Source organism: Chloroflexus sp., from assembly GCF_056331925.1.
Genome location: NZ_JBWGQH010000001.1, coordinates 287,400 through 308,250, shown reverse-complemented (window position 1 = coordinate 308,250; position 20,851 = coordinate 287,400). Strand labels below are relative to the sequence as shown.

General features: G+C 57.1%; 14 protein-coding genes. 9 read left to right on the top strand and 5 right to left on the bottom strand.

The features are described from left to right. Positions 1 to 77: 77 nt before the first annotated feature. Positions 78 to 2,219, top strand: a complete 2,142-nt coding sequence (locus AC01ZF_RS01275; protein ID WP_424675586.1) for a glucosidase family protein — start codon at positions 78 to 80, stop codon at positions 2,217 to 2,219. Between the two features lie 415 nt (positions 2,220 to 2,634). On the opposite strand, the gene AC01ZF_RS01270 is transcribed toward AC01ZF_RS01275, so the two are convergent. Together AC01ZF_RS01270 and AC01ZF_RS01265 are read right to left on the bottom strand one after the other, a co-directional pair. Further along, on the bottom strand, positions 2,635 to 2,793 hold the full coding sequence (locus AC01ZF_RS01270) for a hypothetical protein (protein ID WP_424675587.1): 159 nt from the start codon (positions 2,791 to 2,793) through the stop codon (positions 2,635 to 2,637). 104 nt (positions 2,794 to 2,897) lie between these two features. Next, positions 2,898 to 5,852 carry a G8 domain-containing protein gene (locus tag AC01ZF_RS01265; protein WP_476575049.1) on the bottom strand — a complete coding sequence of 985 codons (2,955 nt, stop codon included), beginning with the start codon at positions 5,850 to 5,852 and terminating at the stop codon, positions 2,898 to 2,900. A 269-nt stretch (positions 5,853 to 6,121) separates the two neighbouring features. Here AC01ZF_RS01265 and argS point away from each other — a divergent pair, with 269 nt between their 5' ends. From argS to AC01ZF_RS01250, 3 genes are read left to right on the top strand one after another with little or no spacing between them, the layout of a single operon-like run. After that, positions 6,122 to 7,846 (top strand): arginine--tRNA ligase, encoded by a 1,725-nt coding sequence (gene argS / locus AC01ZF_RS01260; RefSeq protein WP_428113454.1) that lies wholly within the window; start codon positions 6,122 to 6,124, stop codon positions 7,844 to 7,846. 9 nt (positions 7,847 to 7,855) lie between these two features. Then, positions 7,856 to 8,665, top strand: a complete 810-nt coding sequence (locus AC01ZF_RS01255; RefSeq protein WP_424675591.1) for an HAD-IIA family hydrolase — start codon at positions 7,856 to 7,858, stop codon at positions 8,663 to 8,665. Positions 8,666 to 8,683: 18 nt separating this feature from the next. After that, complete coding sequence (locus tag AC01ZF_RS01250) at positions 8,684 to 9,568, top strand: hypothetical protein (RefSeq protein WP_476575048.1); 885 nt, start codon at positions 8,684 to 8,686, stop codon at positions 9,566 to 9,568. Here the strand turns inward: AC01ZF_RS01250 and AC01ZF_RS01245 are convergent. After that, the gene (locus AC01ZF_RS01245) at positions 9,534 to 10,466 is read right to left on the bottom strand and encodes a metallophosphoesterase (RefSeq protein WP_428132826.1); all 933 of its coding nucleotides are present in this window, start codon (positions 10,464 to 10,466) and stop codon (positions 9,534 to 9,536) included. The genes AC01ZF_RS01250 and AC01ZF_RS01245 overlap by 35 nt on opposite strands. 226 nt (positions 10,467 to 10,692) lie before the next feature. On the opposite strand from AC01ZF_RS01245, the gene uvrC reads away from it, so the two are divergent. The 5 genes from uvrC to AC01ZF_RS01220 all read left to right on the top strand — a co-directional run bounded on the left by uvrC (position 10,693) and on the right by AC01ZF_RS01220 (position 17,687). After that, a complete protein-coding gene (gene uvrC, locus AC01ZF_RS01240) occupies positions 10,693 to 12,654 on the top strand; it encodes an excinuclease ABC subunit UvrC (RefSeq protein WP_424675594.1) in 1,962 nt (653 codons plus the stop codon). Positions 12,655 to 12,669: 15 nt separating this feature from the next. Then, on the top strand, positions 12,670 to 14,277 hold the full coding sequence (locus AC01ZF_RS01235) for a carboxyl transferase domain-containing protein (protein WP_424675595.1): 1,608 nt from the start codon (positions 12,670 to 12,672) through the stop codon (positions 14,275 to 14,277). Between the two features lie 7 nt (positions 14,278 to 14,284). Next, a complete protein-coding gene (locus tag AC01ZF_RS01230) occupies positions 14,285 to 15,448 on the top strand; it encodes a DUF58 domain-containing protein (RefSeq protein WP_424675596.1) in 1,164 nt (387 codons plus the stop codon). 54 nt (positions 15,449 to 15,502) lie between these two features. Then, a complete protein-coding gene (locus tag AC01ZF_RS01225; protein WP_424675597.1) occupies positions 15,503 to 16,420 on the top strand; it encodes a pseudouridine-5'-phosphate glycosidase in 918 nt (305 codons plus the stop codon). A gap of 229 nt (positions 16,421 to 16,649) precedes the next feature. Then, complete coding sequence (locus AC01ZF_RS01220; protein WP_424675598.1) at positions 16,650 to 17,687, top strand: sigma-70 family RNA polymerase sigma factor; 1,038 nt, start codon at positions 16,650 to 16,652, stop codon at positions 17,685 to 17,687. Positions 17,688 to 17,779: 92 nt separating this feature from the next. Here the strand turns inward: AC01ZF_RS01220 and AC01ZF_RS01215 are convergent, their stop codons facing one another. Next, the gene (locus tag AC01ZF_RS01215) at positions 17,780 to 18,997 is read right to left on the bottom strand and encodes a S41 family peptidase (protein ID WP_424675599.1); all 1,218 of its coding nucleotides are present in this window, start codon (positions 18,995 to 18,997) and stop codon (positions 17,780 to 17,782) included. 118 nt (positions 18,998 to 19,115) lie between these two features. After that, positions 19,116 to 20,837, bottom strand: a complete 1,722-nt coding sequence (locus AC01ZF_RS01210; RefSeq protein ID WP_428113461.1) for a peptidoglycan D,D-transpeptidase FtsI family protein — start codon at positions 20,835 to 20,837, stop codon at positions 19,116 to 19,118. Positions 20,838 to 20,851: the final 14 nt, after the last annotated feature.

Genomic DNA, 20,851 nt, shown 5'->3' with positions numbered 1-20,851 from the left:
ATGGAGTCGTCAAATTCGTTAGTCAACATCCTCAATACTGATCGAAGTCATCGCTATCTTGAGCTATAATGCCTACTATGAAGCAACTCATCATCGTCCTGATCGGGATCGTTCTACTCGTCAGTTGCAGTCCGCCCCCTTCAAACCAAACCGATCAACTTACCGAGCCATTTCGCAGTGCCTGGCAAGCAGCAGGTGGATCAAGGATCGGTCCACCTCTCGGCGAACCACGGTGGGTTGATGATACGCTCGTCCAGTATTTTGCGACTATCAGAATCGTCGCTCTCCCGGAGGGTGGGGCTATCTCCGAACGGCTACCCGTCGATTGGCGCTCGTCTATACCGCGTCCGGTTATTGATCTACCGACGGTTCCACAACGCGCTTCATTAACCCTTGCTACGCCAACGGATGTTATGCAACCGCTCCAACCGGTACGTATTACCCTCCGCATCCCAGCTTACAGCGGCCTGACGACAGTCCAGCTCTACGATGCCGCCGGTTATCTCATCACACAGGGAGTAACGACAGTGAGTGATGGTATCGGCGAGATAACCCTGTTCGCCGGTGGTACGCTTGGCCCCCAGTGGGCCGTCGCCCTGATCGATGGTCGGTTGGCCGGTGCCCGCAGCCGTTTGTTTACCCTCAATGCTGAAACCTTTTTGAGCAGTGGTCAAAGTGACATCGACTCGCTCTATCCACGTATTCGCCGTCTTATGGCCGAGGCGCGGGTAAGCTACGAGTTGAACGGTCGGTTGATCAGCGGCTATCGCTCACCTGATAATCCGCTGCTCTGGCTCCGTGATCACGTTTATCAAGGACGAGGGTTTCGTTATTTTGAAACCGATGTCACCAGCCTCCTCGACGCCTTCCGCGATGCGCAAATGCCCGACGGTAGTCTGCCCGATGTGATCGACTATCCCGAACGGTATGTGCAGGCCTTCCGTAAAGAGGTTGAGTCTGATGTTGAGTTTTTGTACGTGCAGGGCGTGTACGAAGCATGGCAGATGACCGGTGATGATGAGTGGTTGCGCTCCCATTTGCCCGCATTGCGACGGGCTATCGAGTACATAACAACGAACCCGCTACGTTGGAACGCTGAGCGTGGTTTGGTCAGACGCCCGTATACGATTGATATGTGGGATTTCGCCTACGGCCCAACCACGATGAGTCCTGATGGTAAACCGGCTCCACGCCACTGGATCGAGCCGGACACGATTTGGGGCACGTTTCATGGGGATAATACCGGCTTGGCGTATGCCCTCTTTTTACTTGCCCGAATTGAAAATCGGGTCGGTGACCCGACACAGGCTAAGCGCTATTTTGATCTGTCCGACCAGATTATGCAACGCTTGAATGCGTTAGCGTGGAATGGCCGCTTTTTTACCCATTTCATCCCCGAAGATGCAACGTTCGTCCCGGCAGGGGTTGATGCTGCTGCTCAACTGAGCCTCTCCAATGCCTATGCCCTCAATCGGCGGGTGCTGTCAGTGGGGCAGGCGCAGGCGATTGTCGAGACGTACTATGCCCGTCGCGATTTCACCCGTGCCTTCGCCGAATGGTATAGCATCGACCCGCCGTTTCCGCCGGGTAGTTTCGGGATGGCCGGTGGTAAGGGTGAACAACCCGGTGAGTATGTCAACGGAGGGATTATGCCGCTCGTCGGCGGTGAACTGGCGCGGGGCGCATTTGCCTTCGGCTTCGAGCCGTATGGTCTCGATATTCTGCGGCGCTATGCCAATCTGCTGCGCCTGACCAATGCCTCATACCTGTGGTATTACCCCGATGGCCGGCCCGGTATCTCTGGCCCCGACACTATTCCCACCGATGGCTGGGGCGCAAGTGCAATGCTCGGCGCGCTGTTCGAGGGCTTGGCCGGTGTGTTCGATGATGCATCCCGTTACGAAGAGGTGATCATCAGCCCGCGCTGGCCGGTCGAACCGACGGTCAAGCAGGCCTATGTCGTGACCCGCTACCCTGCCTCGACCGGCTATGTCGCCTACCGTTGGCAGCGCGATGATCGGTTCCTTCGCTTGTTGATCACCGGGAGCGGACGACACGCAACGGTTCGCTTCCTTCTGCCCACTGATGTCGGTGATCGGCTGACGATGATGGTAGACAACCAACCGGTCACACCGCTGATTGAGGTGATCGGCAATAGTCGGTATGCCGGCGTTACACTCGACCGGCTTAATGTCGAGGTGACGGTGACGTGGCCGTGAAGCCGAGGTAACGTGAGTTTGGGGTAGGCAACCACAACCGGCATAGTGCCCAAGCCAAGAGTAGGTTGCTTGGGCTGACGTTACTGCACAATTACTGAACCGTCGATTGACCAAGAAGGTGATCGGACATCGGTGGCGCGAAGGCTCAATCGCCGACGTGTGCTTGAGGTGATCGATAACTTGCCACCATCGCCCGTTTCCGCGGCGGGATCGTATTCATTAGCGGCGTGCGGACAATTTACATGGTGGAGCGAGTAACGGTGAGCGGTGCAACGCTGAGCTGAATGGTGCACAGGAGCGCGTTATGCGGCTGTGGCGGGTGATCCTTGGTTAATAATGTGCCCACGCAGTTGCGCACGTATTCGGGAACAGGTTGACGGTCATCTACAGTGTTAGGCAGTGTTAGGCGTGAGCATCAGATGGCGGTTGCAGCCGCTAAACCGGCCGGTAGCGGGTGTGTGACACTCCGCCAGCCTAGCAACGCATTGATCGGAATGGATGTTGGGGAGGGGCCGACCACCCAAGCGGTTGCATCGATCAACGACACGCCTAGATGCCAGACCAGCAGCAACATCACCGAACAATTGATGAGACAATCCGGTGGAAGCTCCCCAGTATGCTTGTTTTGGTGAATCCAAGCTGATACCAGGGAACCCCTTATCCCACATTCACGGCTATTTAGGGTCGGTAGATCCGCAATATCGTCTCGCGATAGAGTGCTTGATCGGATAACGGATCGAGCGGGCCGCTGCTCCAATTCCAAATCGGTACTCCACCCTGCACATTCACCCATACCTGTTGCGAGGCCGTATCGTGCCAAAAGCTATTGTCGGTGGCGACCAACGCCGTGAATGACATAACCGGTGTGAGATCACGCCGCTCGGCGGCACCCGGTGCCGAATCTCGATAGTTTTCGCGCGTGGTCAGATACGCTCCTACCGTCCCGCTGCCACCAAAGGGAAGCGCCAAGATGAGCCGATCATCTGTTGTTTGCATATTACTCAGCGTGAGTTTCAACTCTTGCAGAGGGGATGGTGTCGTTGTCGTTCCATCGCGGAACTCGACCCGATACCGGCCACCGGCAACTGCGGTGAAGTGACGCATCCACGGCATGATGCCAAAGGTGTTAGTACCACTGCCGCTTCCTTCAGCGACGATCCACTGCGCTATCGGTTGGTTGGCCGCGTCGAGCCGGGTGACGGTAAGCGGCATCCGCGGCTTATACGGATCGCCGTTGTCGATGCGAAAACCGCTCACGCCATAGTACGGCCCTTGACAACTCTGCCCGTTCTGGCCGACCGGTGTGACGGCGACACATGTTTGCCCCGTCGTTAAGAAAGGAATGTCGTACACCCAATAATTGCCGGCCGGTCCCCAATAACCGTGCGGATCCCACAATGCGCCGGCTAATGCTGCATTGCCGGCGGGCGTATTGATATTCGGTGAGATAACCCGCCGACCCGGATGGGTATTGATCAGGCGGTTGTTCGGATTACGGATCAAACCGCGGTCAACTGCACGAGTATAGTAGTCATTGGTGGCGAATGCACCGCTGGCCCGGTCGAGCCGGTTGTGAAGCGCAAAATTCACGATGACGTTGTTGTCAATGTCGAACGTGCTGTGATAACTGGCAACCGCTGTGTTGGGCTGATCGGTAGTCGGTCGCGGTGATTGGTTGTTCAAACTCTCACCGATAATCAGCGAATCAACGATCTTGCCGTTATCACCGGCGCCGGCAAAGAACATCCCAACATTATCTGCGGAGACAAACCGTACATAATCAGGCCACGATACCCGATTCCACAACCCGTTATCATTGTTTTTGTAGGTGGTAATGTCGCTCAGCGTGAAGCGCACGCGGTTCTCGTAACGGAATGGCTCACCGTTAACGGTTGGGATGTATTTAATTTCTTTTGTATTACCTTCATCGTCAAACGGAGCAAAATCGATGTTAATGCCCGGCTTGCTGTTAGAATGTGCGACGTTGTGGCTAAAGATGCCAAGCGGGAGATGAACCGGCCGTATCGGTACACGCTTATTCGCGCCGAGTGGTTGATCGGGGAAAGCCAGCCAAAACCCATTGCCCTCGGTATCGGCAGCTACATTACCTCGTACTGTGTTATCAGGGTTGGTCAACCAAAATCCAGATGGCCCTCGCCGAAAATTGCTCCGGTCACTGGCGATTAGCGGCTGTGGCGGTTGACGCACGCGCAGCACCAGATTACCCTCAATGACGTTACGCCGCTCGACCGCATCTTCGAGGAAGATAGCGTGACCGGCGATGTCATAGCAGATGTTGTTACGAATGGTAGTGCCGTTTGTGCCATGAATGACAATGCAGCGGTTGGCCGAGTTCCAAATGCTCGAATTGGTGATCACGTTGTTGGTGGCATCACCGGTCCAGTTGCCGTCGGCATCATACGACAACAAATGAAAATGGATCGGGTAACGACCCAGCCGACCACCTTGTCCAACCCGTCGTAACTCTACACCATCGAGCCGTAGGCTGGCGTTGTGCATGACCATTATCTGGGCACCAAAACGGTCATTACGCCAGCGATCATCGTCGGCACCCTGAATCACAATCCGGCGCGAGAGATTGCTTACCTCGGCCCGTTCATCAAGGACGAGCGGTGTTACGTCGTTCGTCGGCGTCAGAGTCATCCCGCTGCTACTCACGTACTGCAAGCGGCCCCACCGCGCTTGTTGCAGTGGTGTACTCAACTGCACCCGCGTACCGTCAACCGCCTCGACGGTGAGGCGTTCGGTTTGGGCTACGCCAAAGAAGTCGGTCGGCGCAATCACCACCTGATCGCCGAACTGCCAGTCAACAGTGTCGCGCAATATCAGTTCGCGCGTACCGGCAGCCGCATGATCGTTCAAGACCGTCCACGGATGGTTTGGTGTTACCCCATACGCCTCAAACGATCCACCCATCAACAAGATGCCGCGCGTGCCCATCCCCATCACATCTTCATTTGGATTGGTTGCGGTCAGAGTAATCGTCGCTCGTTGCGCAAATGGCTCGGTGGGGCTGCCGATGCGTATGCGGCCATGACCGTGGATCATAATCCAGCCGACGGTTAAATCCAGATCACGCCGATCAAAGATCAGCTCGCCCTCGATGAGCAAACTCTGTAATGGCGGTGGGCTAACGTCGAGCAAGATCACTTTGCCGGCGGGAATCTGCACCGCATCGCCTGCTTGGGGTAAACGACCACCCCACGTCTGCGGTTGCGACCAACGCTCAAATGCTTGGCCCGCAATCATCGGCACAAACACGGTATGAGCTGCCTGCACCGTGATTGTGCCGCGCATCGTTGGGTCAATGTCGCACAAAAATGCCGATTGGCCGCTGACGGTGAAGGTCTGGGTCACGACTTCGCCGGGCCGCATGAGCGGCGTCTCCCAACTGCCGTCAATGGCCCGTAGCCGGTGGAAGCCGGAACTGTCGTTGCGCCATGCGAGCGTACTGCCGGCGGTGATCTGGAGATCGTAGCTATGGGTGGAAAGTGAAAAAACCTGCGTTTGGGTCGGGGCTGTCCACGCCAAGAGTGGTGTGAGTATGATCAGCAGCGTGAGGCTGATTATGCCGAACACTATTCCAGATCGGGTGGGAAGGCGATAGTGCATTGCTGGGATTGTCCTTTCTTCGTTCGTAAGCCGGGTAATTTCAAGACTTGACCATCCTGCTCGCGATTTCCGCAACGACGCTGTTGCTATGACGTTGTCCAACATTGGCTTACGATTCCACAGTAACCGACATTCACGCATCTGAGCAATAGTACTTTGTTCACGCTACCTGTGATGACCGCTCGTAAAAGGTTAACGGTAGCGCGTGGTATGCGTGCAGCCAGACATCGGGTATACTAAAGGTCAGATTAGTGTAAGGGAGTACAACTATGCGCTATGCGCTCGAACGCTTTATTACCGATATTAAAGATGCTATCGCTGCGACCGGCAAAGTACCGGTTGATCTGATTGAGATTACCACTCCCAAACCGAATATTCCCGCCGACCGCACGTTCGTTGCGTTCAAGGCAGCTAAGGCGCTCAGGATTGACCCGGCTAAGCTCGCGGCGGAACTGGCTGCTACCATTGCACCGCCACCCGATTCGCTGATCGGTGAGGTGACAGCCACCGGTGCGTTCCTCAACTTCTCGCTGCACCCGCAACGGCTGGCAGTGGCTGTCCTGAACGAGATTGAGACCGCCGGTGAAGCATACGGCACGGTGGCCGATGGCGCCGGACGTACCGTAGTGATCGATTATTCTTCGCCCAATATCGCCAAGCGCATGCACGTCGGCCATATCCGCTCGACGATCATTGGGCAGGCGCTGGTGCATATCTTCCGCGCACTTGGCTATCGCGTGATCGGCGATAACCATCTCGGCGACTGGGGGACGCAGTTTGGCATTATTTTGGCCGCAATGCAACGCTATGGCCGTCCGCAGAGCGAAGGCGAAGCGGCCATGGCCGAGCTTGAAGCACTCTACGCACGCTACAACGCCGAGATGAACAACGATTCGGCGTTGGAAGAAGAAGCCCGCCGGTGGTCGTTGGCCCTCGAACGCGGCGATCCGGAAGCGCGTTCGTTGTGGCAGTGGTGTGTTGATCTGTCGTTGCGGGCTGCTCAACGGAACTACGACCGGCTCGGCATCCGCTTCGATTACGCCTACGGCGAAAGCTTCTACGAGGCGATGCTGCCGGAAGTGATCGAAGAGGCGCTACGCTCTGAGGCAGCCTTCCGCGATATTGATGGCGCCGTAGTTGCCGAACTCGATAAGCTACCTAAATTCATCATCCAGCGTAACGACGGCGGCACCGTCTATATGACCCGCGACATCGCGACGATCAAGTTTCGGTTGCAAACGTTCAATCCTTCGCACATCATCTACGTCGTTGATGCTCGCCAGGAACTGCACTTCCGCCAGCTCTTCGCAATCGTGCGGGCGATGGGCTACGCCCGCGATGTTGAGCTGGTGCATGTCCCGTTCGGTGTGATTACAACTTCTGACGGCCAGCCCCTCTCGACGAAAAAGGGCAATATGGTCTATCTTGAGGCCTTGCTCGACGATGCAGTGGCGCGGGCACGGGCATTGGTCGATGCCAAAAGCCCTGACCTGTCGCCTGAAGAACGGGCTACCATTGCCGAGGCAGTCGGGATCGGTGCGGTAATCTACAACGACCTCTATCAAGACCCACGCCGGAATATTACCCTCGATTGGGATCGTATGCTCTCGATTGAGGGTAATAGTGCTGCCTATCTGCAATATTCGCACGCACGCTGCCGCTCGATCTTGCGTCGTGCTGCCGATGAGGGTGTTGCACTCGCCGAAGCCGATCTGACGTTGTTGACCCACCCAAGCGAGCAACGTCTCATTCGCCATCTGGCCCGCTTGCCCGAGGCGTTGCGCGAGGCTGGGGCGCGCTATGCACCGTTTGTGATCGCCGATTGGTGTTATACGACCGCCCGCGAGTTTGGTATCTTCTTCGAGCAGTGCCCGGTGTTGCGCGCCGAGACACCGACGTTACGCGCTGCCCGGCTACGTCTTGTCGCGGCGACGGCCAATGCGCTGCGAAATGGGTTGGCTCTGTTGGGGATTCGGGCCCCAGAGCGAATGTGAGCTGCTGTTATGATGGCATTCTCTCCAATCCGCGCCGTACTGTTCGATATGGACGGTGTGCTCTACCGGGGACAAACGCTGCTGCCCGGCGTCGCCGATCTGTGGCAGTTTTTGCACGATCACCAGATCGCCTTCGCCTGTGCGACTAACAACGCTTCGATGACGCCGCAGCAGTACGCGGCTAAGTTGGCTGCCATGGGCATAGTGCTGCCGGCAGATCGCGTGATTACCTCGGCCCAAGCAACTGCCCTGTATCTGCGTGATCACTACCCGCCGGGTACGCGCGTGTTTGTGGTGGGTATGCAGGGGTTACGCGCAGCGTTGTTTGCCGATGGTTACTTTGTCGAGGATGACGACGCTCCGGAATTGGTTGTGCAGGGCGCCGATTTTACGCTCACCTATGAGCGTCTCAAGCGGGCAACGCTGCATATCCGGCGTGGCGCCCGCTTCATCTCTACGAATCCCGACCGCACCTTTCCCAGCGAAGAGGGTCTCATCCCCGGCGCCGGTGCAATTGCTGCCGCCCTTACTGCTGCTACCGATGTCTCACCGCTGGTGATCGGTAAACCGGCCCCCACGATGTTTCTGATCGGCGCTAAGATGTTGGGTGCGCCGCCGTCCGCAACGCTTGTAGTTGGTGATCGGCTCGATACAGATATTGCCGGTGCAATCGCCGCCGGCATGCCGTCAGTATTGGTGTTGACCGGCGTCAGTACAGTTGAAGAAGCTACCACCGGCCCGATCCGGCCTGATCAGATCGTGGCCGATTTACCTGAGTTGCTGGCCCGTTGGGCCGATGAATTATCGGCCCAACCGTAACCTGTTGCGGTCAGAACTATGATACCAGACCCCGTTATCCAGCCGGCTTTGGTCAGCTATGATCGGGAACAGGTCATCGAGCTGATCCGCACCCAGTCGCCTGAAGAAATTCGACAACGCCTACGCGCCGGTGATTTTGATCAGGTGCTTGAACCCGAAGGTCGCACTCTCCTCGATGAGCTGCTCTCGGCGTGGATCCAACGTGCGCTTGGGCCTCTCTCCCTGCGTGATGCGATGCTCGTCGATCCGTACCGTGGTCGGCAAGTGTATGGCTTGCTCTGCGCAATCCATGTGCATCGCCGGTTCGAGGTGCCGTCAGCGCTGGTCGTGCATTTACCCGCCGCTCCTACCGACCTTGCCGCACTTCCACCACTGACCGACCGGCCGGAGCTGATGGCGCTGGTTGCGCAGGCCGAACAAGATGGTTTGGTGCTGGCGTGGCAAGCCCAACGCTACGATTTTGCCCCGCCCGGTAACTTACTTGAGTTGATCCCACCAACGCCACCACCCTACCGCGATGAGTTGCGCTTCGAGCAACCAACCGGTCTGCGCCGTTGGATTGCGATTACGCTGGTTGTGTCAGGAGTAGCGCTGTTGATCATCCCTATCCTCTTGGGTCATATTCCCGAACATCCGGCAGGCTGGCCGTTAGCGTTGCTCACGCTTGGCCTAATGATCGGTATTAAGTCTGGCCCGTTGGGATACGTAGGAGCCGGTTGCTTTTGGGTGGTCGCCAACATGCCCGTCTTCCGCCATGGCTCGTTTCCGATCAGCTTCTGGCCCGATATTCCGCTGGTCATCGTTGGTCTGATCCTATTGGGATGCGACCGTCGGGTACGGGCGATGTGGCGGTTCGTGCGCTCCCAATTTAGGCGTCGGTGCGATGTAACCGGAACAGATTGACTTCCGGTGGGCAGCCGAATCGTAACGGTATACCGCCAATGCCCCGACTCACGAAGAGCTGCATTGCACCGACCTGAAAATGACCCATATCGTAGCGCCAACCGTGGCGTGGTAAGCAGAGTGGGCCGAGACCGGGCGCGCGCACGTGGCCGCCGTGAGTGTGTCCGGATAGTTGTAAATGAAAACCGAAGGCCGCTGCTTCGTCGGCGATGTCGGGGCAGTGCGCGAGCAAGAGACGGAAGTCGTGCTTAGGTGCTCCACCGAGTGCGAGCGCGAGATCGGGTCGGCCATCCCAGTGATCATCAACTCCGGCCAGCAGAAGCCGCGCCCCATTGCGTTCGATCACCTGATGGCGGTTGATGAGCAACTGAATGCGATGTTCATGTAAAATGTCGGCAATGTGCGGCATCCCTTCCCAATAGTCGTGATTGCCGGGTACCGCATAGATGCCGAGTGGTGCATGTAAGCGGCCAACGACATTCGGCAGTCGCGCAATCGCACTTCGTGTGTGCACGAGATCACCGGTCAGCACGATCAGATCGGGCTGCGCGGCCAACAGCAGGTCGATGGCCCGCTGCGCATTGGCAAAGCTGTAACGGTGACCGAGGTGCAGATCGCTGAGCTGACCAATGCGCAATCCTTCCAACCCGGCCGGCAGATCGCGAAAATGTGGGTCGTGGAGGTGAAGTTGTATCCGGCGTGGCTCGACTGCTAATGCATACACGGCCCCCGCTGCGCCTACTCCGGCCAGTGTGGCTGCAATCAGTGGCCCTCCGTAAAGACTGGCTGCGCCGGCCAGGATACTACTGACCAGCCCGGCCCCGATCCACCGCGGTGAATAGCGTAGTCGTGGTTGTGGTTTGGTCGTCGTTTGCCGTGAGGAGATAATCGAAGCCATATCGGTTTTGCCCTATCGCGTTATCCATAATCTGGCGCAGGATAGGACGGTGTTGTCACCAATTTCCTATCCGGCGTCTCTATGCCCCCTCGCCACACAAAGTATACTATGAAGTTGAAAAAATCCTGAACAAGTACACCTGTTTCTCAGAAAAGTCGGCAATCTTGGCGTGTGTGAGAAGGCATTATCTGAACGCACCATACCAAAATCCGCTATACTACGCGCTATGGATCTCTCACATACCGCAGTTCGTGATCACGCCGCTTTTCTTGAGCGGCTCCGCTTAGTTCCCGATCAGCCGGGTGTCTATCTCTGGAAAGACGCCACCGGTCGCTTGCTCTATGTCGGCAAAAGCAAGCGCCTGCGTGACCGGATGCGTTCCTATTTCGGCTCGCCGCGTAGCCTTAGTGGGAAGACACGCCGTTTGGTCAGCCATATCGCCGATTTTGAGATTATCGTTACCCAGAGCGAGCTAGAGGCGCTGCTGTTAGAGATGAACTTGATTAAACAGCATCGCCCGCCGTATAACATTTTGCTGAAAGACGATAAGACGTATCCCTACATCAAAGTCACCGTCAACGAAGAGTGGCCGCGCGTCTTTGCCACCCGACAGGTGCTCAACGACGGAGCGCGCTATTTTGGCCCCTATGCCAGCGCCGGTTCGGTCTATCAGACGCTCGATATTCTCAATCGTCTGTTCGCCTTTCGCCCACCCTACGAGTGCAAAGACGATAAGTTCAATCGTCATCGTAAACAAGGTAAGCCCTGTCTCTATTACCAAATGCGCCGTTGTCTAGGGCCGTGTGTGCCGGGCCTGGTGACGAAAGAGACCTACCGACAGGCCATCGATTCGGTCTGCCGTTTTCTCGAAGGCAAGAGTGACCAAATCGTGCGTGAGTTGCGCGCCCAGATGGAAGAAGCCGCCGAGCGGCTTGAGTTTGAACGCGCCGCCTATCTGCGTGACCGCATTCAAGCCATCGCGAAGATATCCGAGCGCCAACAGGTGTTGCGCACGGTTGATACCGACCAAGATGTGATTGCGTTTGCCCGCGAAGATGGCAGCGCCGTGGTGCAGGTACTCTTTATTCGCGGCGGCAAGCTGATTAACGCCGAGCCGTTTACGTTGCAAGGTACTGAAGACGAGAGCGACGAGGCGTTGCTGACTTCGTTCCTCACCCAGTTTTACCAGAATGCTCCCACTATCCCGCCGAGCCTGTTGCTGGCTGATCATGTCGAAGAGCCGCTGATTATCGCGTCGTGGTTGCAGCAGAAGAGTGGGCACCGAGTTGAAATTACGGTGCCCCGTCGTGGCGAGAAGAAGCAATTGGTTGAGATGGCTGCCGCTAATGCTCGTCAGAAGTTGCGCGAGATCCGCGAGCAGTGGCTCCATTCCGCGCAACGAGCGGTCGCGGCCTTGAGCGAATTGCGCGATCTGCTCGAATTGCCTGCCCTGCCGCGCCGGATCGAGTGTTACGATGTCTCAAATACGCAGGGCCAGCAGTCGGTGGCGAGCATGGTGGTGTTCGAGCACGGTGAACCACGCCCCGCGCACTACCGCCGCTTCAAGATCAAGACGGTCAGCGGCGTGAATGATGTTGCCTCGCTGCGTGAGGTTATCAGTCGTCGCTTCCGTCGCGCCGCCGAGGTACTTGGTGATACTCAGCAGGTTGCCGCTGCAGTTGAGGTTGAAGGCGAGAACGACTCTCCCGTCGAACCGACCGATACGGCGCAGCAGGCCCTCGAGCGCTGGGCCGATTTGCCCGATCTGCTGCTGGTCGATGGGGGAGTAGCACAAGTGGCTGCGGTGGAGGCCGCTTTACACGAGTTGGGTTTTACCCAGATACCGGTTGTTGGTGTGGCGAAAGGGCCGGATCGGAACCGTTTTGATCTCGTCCGCATCGGTCAAGATCCGTTGGTACTGGCCCGTGATAGCAAGGCGTTGGCCCTTGTCCAGCGGATCGATGAAGAGGCCCACCGCTTTGCCATTACGTATCATCGGAAATTGCGCAACAAAGCGACCCTTCGCTCGCCGCTGGACGAGATTCCGGGGATCGGCCCCAAACGTAAACGTGCCTTGCTCAAGGCTTTCGGTTCCATCGACGGTATCCGCCGGGCCAGTATCGACGAACTTGCCGCCGTGCCCGGTATGACCCGCAAAGCCGCCGAAGAGTTGAAGAGTTTGCTCTAGCTACCGGAGGCAGTCATGTCGATTATTCATTCCCATATTCAAACCAACAGCGCCGATTTTCAAGCCAATTTCGCCTATCATCAGGCGCTGGCCGCCGATCTGCGCGAACGGTTGGCTAATATCCGCCAAGGTGGTGGCCCCGAACAACGTCGTCGCCACGAAGAACGGGGAAAGCTTTTTGTCCGTGACCGGATCGATACCTTGATCGATCCCGATAGTGCCTTTCTCGAAATCGGTGCGCTCGCCGCTTACAACGTCTACGATGAAGAGGTGCCCGCTGCCGGTATCGTCTGCGGTATTGGCCGTGTCGCCGGTCGCCCGGTAATGATCATCGCGAATGATGCTACCGTGAAGGGTGGTACCTACTTCCCGCTCACCGTTAAGAAGCATCTCCGTGCCCAAGAGATTGCACGCGAGAATCGCTTGCCCTGTATCTATCTGGTTGATAGCGGTGGCGCGTATCTACCCCTCCAGAGCGAAGTGTTCCCCGACCGAGACCATTTTGGCCGCATTTTCTACAATCAGGCGCAGATGTCGGCGGAAGGTATTCCGCAGATCGCATGTGTGATGGGAAGTTGTACTGCCGGTGGAGCGTATGTGCCGGCCATGAGCGACGAAGTGGTGATTGTGAAGGGTAACGGCACGATCTTTCTCGGCGGGCCACCGTTGGTGAAGGCGGCTACCGGCGAAGAGGTTACCGCCGAAGAACTCGGTGGGGCCGATGTCCATACCCGCATCTCTGGCGTTGCCGATTATTTTGCCAACGATGATCGCGAGGCGCTGGCGATCGTCCGCGATATTGTCGCTCATCTGGGGCCGCGCCAACACGCCCAGTGGGAGCTGCGCGATCCTGAACCACCACGGTACGACCCGCATGAAATCTACGGCATCCTGCCACGCGATTTTCGCCAGAGTTACGATGTACGGGAAGTGATTGCCCGTATTGTCGATGGGAGCCGGTTGCACGAGTTTAAAGCACGCTACGGTACGACTCTTGTTTGCGGCTTTGCCCATATCGAAGGCTTTCCGGTCGGTATCCTCGCTAACAATGGTATTCTCTTTAGTGAAAGTGCCCTCAAAGGCGCACATTTTATCGAGTTGTGTTGCGCCCGTAATATTCCCCTCGTTTTCTTGCAGAATATTACCGGCTTTATGGTCGGCAAACAGTACGAAAACGGCGGCATTGCTAAAGACGGGGCCAAACTGGTGACGGCGGTGAGTTGCGCGAATGTGCCGAAATTTACCGTCATTATCGGGGGAAGTTTTGGCGCCGGTAATTATGGTATGTGTGGACGAGCCTACCAACCGCGTCAGCTCTGGATGTGGCCGAATGCGCGGATTAGTGTGATGGGAGGAATGCAGGCCGCCAATGTGCTCCTCACCGTGCGCCGCGACAATCTGCGCGCCCGTGGCCAAGACATGACGCCCGAAGAACAAGAACGGTTTATCGCGCCGATCTTGGCAAAGTATGAGCAAGAAGGTCATCCCTATTACGCGAGTGCTCGACTTTGGGATGATGGTGTCATCGATCCGATTGAAACGCGGCGGGTGTTGGCACTAGGGCTGGCTGCCGCTGCCGAGGCTCCTATCCAACCGACGCGGTTTGGCGTCTTCCGTATGTAGGTGGCCGATGACTTTTTTGCGTGCCGTTACCCTGCTTGCCCTGATCTGGCTGGCTTTTGACCCTAGCCCGGCAGTGAGTTTCGCCGTCTACGTCTTGATCGGTGCGCAGGTCATCGGCTGGCTGTGGCCGCGTCTAGCCAGACGGTACATTGTTTGGCAACGGCACGCGCCGCTCGTGCTCGCCCCTGATGAAGTTGGCGAAGTGACGATCACGATTTCGTATCAGGGGCGCCTACCGTTACCTTATCTCATCGTGACCGAAGATGTGCCGCCGTCGTTGAGTGCTGTCACCCGTAAACGTTGGGTGCTTAGCCTGCACCCTGGTCAGCAGTACACGCTCCGCTATCAGGTGCAGGGCCGTCAACGTGGTCTCTACTGGTTGGGACCGCTGCGGCTCGTGATCGGTACGGTGATCGACCGCAATGAGGTGTTGATCGGCGAACACCAGCTGACGCCACTAACGATCGTTCCGCATATTGTTCCAGTACCGCTGCTCGAATTACCCGCCGGTCTGCCCTATAGCCAAGAGCGGCGTCGCTTGAGTTTGTTCGATGATCCGGTTCAAAAAATCGGTGTCCGTCACTATCGGTTCGGCGACTCGCCCCGCTTGATCGACTGGAAGACGAGTGCCCGCCTGGGTGAGTTGCATGTGCGTGAGTTGGCGCCGGTGATTGCCCGGATGACCGTTATTGCCCTTGAATTTAGTGAAACAGCGTACCGGGGTCGCTTTGCCCGTGATGACCGTGAACGGGCTGTGATCGCGACGGCCTCGTTGGCGACGGCTCTGATCAACCGTCAACAGGCGGTTGGGCTGTGTAGCGACGGCTGTGATCCGCTAACCAAAGCACCGATAGCACCTCTATTACCGCGTGCCGAACATGATCACTTGCGGACACTGTTACTGCTCCTGGGCCGGATCGAGCCGGTGCCTACCGGTAGTGTGTTAACCGAACTGTCATCACTCAACCTGAGCTGGGGGAGTACCCTGATCGCCATTACCTCCGTACTTGATGAAGCATGGTTGGCCGGCCTGACAATGCTTCGTCGGCGTGGGTTGTACGTAGCGGTGATCCTCGCCGATCCGGGACCATCCGATGTGTTGCAAGCTCGACGGTATGGTATCGCTGCTTATCGTCTCGACCGTGCCGGTGCTATTGTGGTGGATGCCTGAAAAGCGACGGTGACGTTCGTTTATCTCTGTGCAGGCTTATTGGAGGAGGATGTTATGCTCCGTGTTGCCGAAGAAGTGATGACTGCACTCGAAGAGGGTCGTGCAGTTGTAGCCCTTGAGAGCACGTTGATCAGCCACGGCTTGCCCTACCCACACAATCTGGCGGTTGCCGAAGGCTTAGAAGCCGAAGTACGGGCCAACGGCGCAGTGCCGGCAACTATTGGTGTGATTGAGGGTGTGCCGGTGGTTGGGTTGAACGGTAATGAGTTAGAACGCCTGGCGACCGGCGGTGAACACATCCGTAAACTTAGTCGGCGGGATGTTGGCTTGGCGATGGTTGATCGCGCCGATGGGGCAACGACTGTCGCCGCGACGATGGCCATCGCTGCGGCTGCCGGTATCGAGGTCTTCGCTACCGGTGGTATTGGTGGCGTTCATCGTGGTGCGAGCCGGAGCTGGGATGTAAGCGCCGACCTCACCGAATTGGGTCGCACGCCGGTGCTCGTGGTGTGCGCCGGTGCAAAAGCTATTCTCGATTTGCCGGCAACACTCGAATATCTCGAAACGCAAGGTGTGCCGGTCGTTGGCTATCAGACCAACGAGTTTCCTGCCTTTTATACGCCACATAGCGGTCTGCCCGTTACTGCTGTAGCTCCCGATGCACTGGCTGCTGCCCGTATGTGGCGTCTCCAACGCCGCTACCGCAGCTTTGCCGCTCCCGGTGGTATGCTGTTGTGCGTGCCGCCACCCGAATCGAGCGCCCTCGAACGTGATGCGGTTGAAGCGGCGATTGTCCGTGCCTTGGCTCGCGCTGAAGCTGAAGGCGTGCGCGGTCCTGGGGTAACACCCTTCTTACTCGCGGCAATGGCTGAGGAAACGAGCGGGGAAAGTATCGAAACGAACATCGCGTTGCTGCGGAATAATACGCGCGTTGCCGCTGAAGTCGCCGTGCGTATCAGTGAGTTGGGATGAAAATGCATGTGAACAAATTGTGTGCAAAGTACTTGACAAATGGTGTTATCACTCGTATACTAACATTCGCTGTTATCAGATAAAACAGCAACTGCCGTCACATCCTCGACGGTTCTGACCTCACACGTCACCCCGTTTCGTTACGTGCTGGGCGCCTCTGATGGCATCTCCGCAAGAGCGGAGCTTATCGGTGTTTTGTCTCATTGTAGTAGAGCAGGAGTGCCCGCCAATGCTCAAGCGTCGTCTATCCAACTGGAACCAAGAAGATGTGTCGTTTCCTGCGCACGAGCGTGAAGACCGTTTCGGGCACGAAGACGAGTTGTTTAATCCCGATCTCGGTGAGGTAGAACAGTTTGAGCCATCGCTCGATGCGGTGCAGCACTACCTCCAAGAGATCGGTCGTGTCGCATTACTTACTGCCGCTGAAGAGGTGGAGTTGGCCGAGCGTATCGAGCGAGGCAATGCAGCCGAACAGCGGTTGACCACCGCTACCGACCTCACACCGCGCGAGCGCTGTGAGTTGTTGAAGGCGGTGCAGGAAGGCGAAGAGGCTCGCCGTCATCTGATTCAGGCCAACCTGCGGCTCGTGGTTAGCATTGCCAAGAAGTATGTTGGCCGAGGCCTCTCGCTGCTCGACCTGATCCAAGAGGGGAATATCGGTCTGATGCGGGCAGTTGAAAAGTTTGATCACCATAAAGGCAATCGCTTCAGCACCTACGCTACCTGGTGGATCCGGCAAGCCGTCACGCGCGCCCTTGCCGAACAAGGCCGCACCATCCGGCTGCCGGTGCATATGAGCGAGTCGGTGGGGCAGGTAAAGCGGATTGCTGATCGGCTGGCCCAATCACTCGAACGCCAACCAACACCCGAAGAGATTGCGATGGCCCTCGGTCAACCGGTTGAGCGGATCCAGCGCATTCTCGAAGCGGCTCGTCGCCCCGTCTCGCTCGAGACGCCGGTAGGTGATGAAGGGGATCATACGCTCGGCGACTTTATTACCGACGAAGAGTTGCCGGCGCCCGGTGAGATCGCTGCCCAAACATTGCTCCAGCGCGACCTCTGTGCGGCCCTCAATCAACTGAGCGACCGCGAGCGCCGGATTATCGATCTACGATACGGTTTGCGTGATGGCCGTCGCCGCACTCTCGAAGAGGTTGGTCGGGTGCTCGGTATGACGCGGGAGCGTGCTCGCCAGATTGAGGCCGAGGCTCTGCGCCGTTTGCGTAGTCCCGAAATCGGCCAACACCTGCGCGATTATTTGGATTGAGTACGTAGTACCGCTGATCGCTTCGGTGAACAGGCGAGGGAGAAAGTAACCTCTCGCGTGTTCACCGTTGCGTTTTCTGGCGGGTGAGCGGTTTATCTGCTGCTAAGCTGCTCAATGGCGAGGTTGATCCACGGATCGGTTTCAATCCGAAACCGTGTCCAGTCGCTGTTCGGTTGAATAGTAGGGATAACCCCACGCCCTTCGAGATCGGATCCGTCGTTCAGGCGAAACCCCTCTTGCGCTACCCACAACCTTGAGCCCCCGGTGATTTCGTAGGCGTAGATTGTTTCCGTGTTGCCCGCCGATGGTAAACCGATAACTACTGCACCGGCTTCTCGCTGCAAGATCGCTGCGAGCAATTCAGCGTATGATGCGGTGCTACGGTCGATCAAAACGGCAATTGGCAGGCCGCGTAGGTCGGGATCGCGTGGTGTGATCGTTAAAGGAGTTTCTCCTTTACGACTAACGAATGACCCAACGTTACCCTCAACAAAATGACCGAGTAGCCCACTGAGCACCGCGCGCCATCCGCCCGGATTGGTGCGTAAATCGAGGATGATACCGCGCAGTGGTCGTTCGCTCACCAGCCGTTGTAACGCCGCTGCGACTTGCTCGTGCATGTCGTTGACCCATAGCGTGCTGATGGCAACGTAGGTAATATCATTTCTCATGCGCATAATGTATGGTTCGATCCGACCCTCCACGCGCTCGCGTACAAGTTCGATTTCACGCGATCCACCCTCTGGCAGAACAATCAATAGGCGCACCCGGCTGCCCACCGGTCCTTCAATCGAGCTGAGATTGAAGGTGCGGCCATCGATAGTAACGATCCGATCCCGTGGTTGCAGACCGGCTCGGGCTGCCGGACTCTCCGGGAAGACGTGTTGGATCAATAAGCCATCGTTGAGCTGCAACGTCGTCACCCCGATCCCTACCTGCTCTTCGCGTCCGCTGGTGAGCCGATCTTCGATGATCACCGCTTGTGGTGGTACAAAACGGGAATGGTTATCGCGCAACAAGGCAACCATCGTCTCAATAATGGTGAAAAAGGTATCGTCATCGTCCGCTGCTAACGCTCGTGGACCGTATTCGGCTCGTACTGCTCCCCAATCTACCCCGTTAAAGGTCGGATCAATATAGTGTTCGTTAATGGTCGTCCACACTTCGGTAAAGATCTGTTGGCGGAGCGTCGCGTTAAGGGAGAGAGAAGGGGTAGCAGTAGTCACCGCCGGGCTGGCCGTTGGTACCGGCGTCGTGCTTGGCAGTGGCGCTGTCTCACGCGGGCCGGCAGTCGTGCAAGCGATCAGCAATCCGGTTATCCACCATACGGTAAGCGAACGATGAAATCTCGTAGAACATAATTGTGTTACTGACATTGCATTTACTATCGTTCCCGTCCGCCTGGACAAAGCGACGGCACCTATTTTCTCACTCTAAGGCAAATGCTGCCGCCAGCACTTCACCGGCCAATCGGGCAGCAACGCCACTACCCTCACCGCCTTGCTCGATGATTACGGCGACAGCATAACGTGGCTGATCGATTGGGCCAATGGCGATAAACCACGCATGGGGCGGTGCACCGGGTACGTGTTCGGCGGTGCCTGATTTACCGCCGACCGGTTGCGTGACAAACTGTGAGATACTATTACCAAAGCCGTACCGAGCCACGGCTGCCATAGCCTCGCGCATCTGGCGAGCCGTACTACTGCTCATCACCCGTCGCACTGACTTCGGCGTCGTTTGCCGAACGGTACTACCATCCGGGCGGGTAATCCGTTGTACGAGATAGGGTTCCATCATCACGCCGTCATTGGCGATTGTTGCCGCGATTAGGGCCATCTGTAACGGCGTGACGAGCAACTGTCCCTGTCCATAACCGGTATCGGCCAGCGCACGCGGCTGTGCGAGAAAATTGGCCTGTACTGCCAGCAAACTAGGTTCGGAAGGGAGATCGCGTAATACTCTGAACCCGGTTGGGATTCGGTTGGGGAGAAAGATGTTAAAGCGCTGGGCCACCTCAGCAAATCGGTCGGCACCCAATCGTACTGCGTACTGGGCAAAAGCAGTATTGCACGAAAAAGCGTAGACCCGCTCAAGGGTCACCGGTTCACCGATTATGGCACCTAGATTATTCACCGCATTGACGATAGGTGGCGCATCTGGTTGTGGGAAATACTCGTTGGGGCAGGTTATTTGGTTGGGTTGCCCAATCAACGGATGTTCTAACACCGCCACCGCCGTCACCGTCTTGAACGTCGATCCGGGTGGATAACGTCCTTGGCTGGCCCGGTTGAGTAATGGCTGGCCCGCATCATCTTGATTCAACCGTGACCAATAGTCACTCACCCGTTGGCGTTCGGCAGCGAGATCGGCTGCTGCCGGGTCGACCACCAATCGACTCGGATCAAATCCAGGCCGACTCACCATTGCCAGTATCGCCCCTGTCCGTGGATCGAGGACAACCACCGCGCCACGCCGATCGCCGAGCAAACGCGCTACCTGATCTTGCAACTCGGCGTCGATGGTGAGGGTGAGTGCATTGCCCTGCGGTAATTCACCTGTCCATTCGTTGAGCAGTGATTGCCACTCGTTGCCGCGTTCACCCGATAAGTAGTCGTTGAATCTTGCTTCAAGGCCACTCTGCCCATAACGAGGGCTGAAAAAGCCGAGAATGTGCCCAAAAGCCGTTATATCGTATGCACCGGCCAGTGGGTATGAGCGTCGGGCAATCCCGTTGACCAACATACTCTCGACCAAGATGCGCCCCTTGCGGTCACTGATTGGCCCGCGTAAGACGCGCTGGGTAGCCAGTACCGGACGGACATTGCTGGTGGTGCTGCCATCGGCGCTGGTGACAACGTAGCTGCTAATTGCCTCAGCTTTAATCAATTGCTGTCGAAGCAATTGCAGACTCAGCATCAGAAAGCCGAGGATTATCACCGTACCGATCCGCGAGACGGTACGGCTAAGATCGTTGCTCGGCGGCGCAGCATTGATCTGACTTATCATCACCAATCCGGCTAGTGCCCCACCAATCCAGAGCAAAAGCAGCCAAGTTGGCTCTTGTTCTATCGGGAGGAACATGCCGTACATAAGTAAGACCAGTGCTGTCACAAGCGCCGGAGCATGCCAAAAACGGCGTGGTCGCATGCGTTAGGACTCCT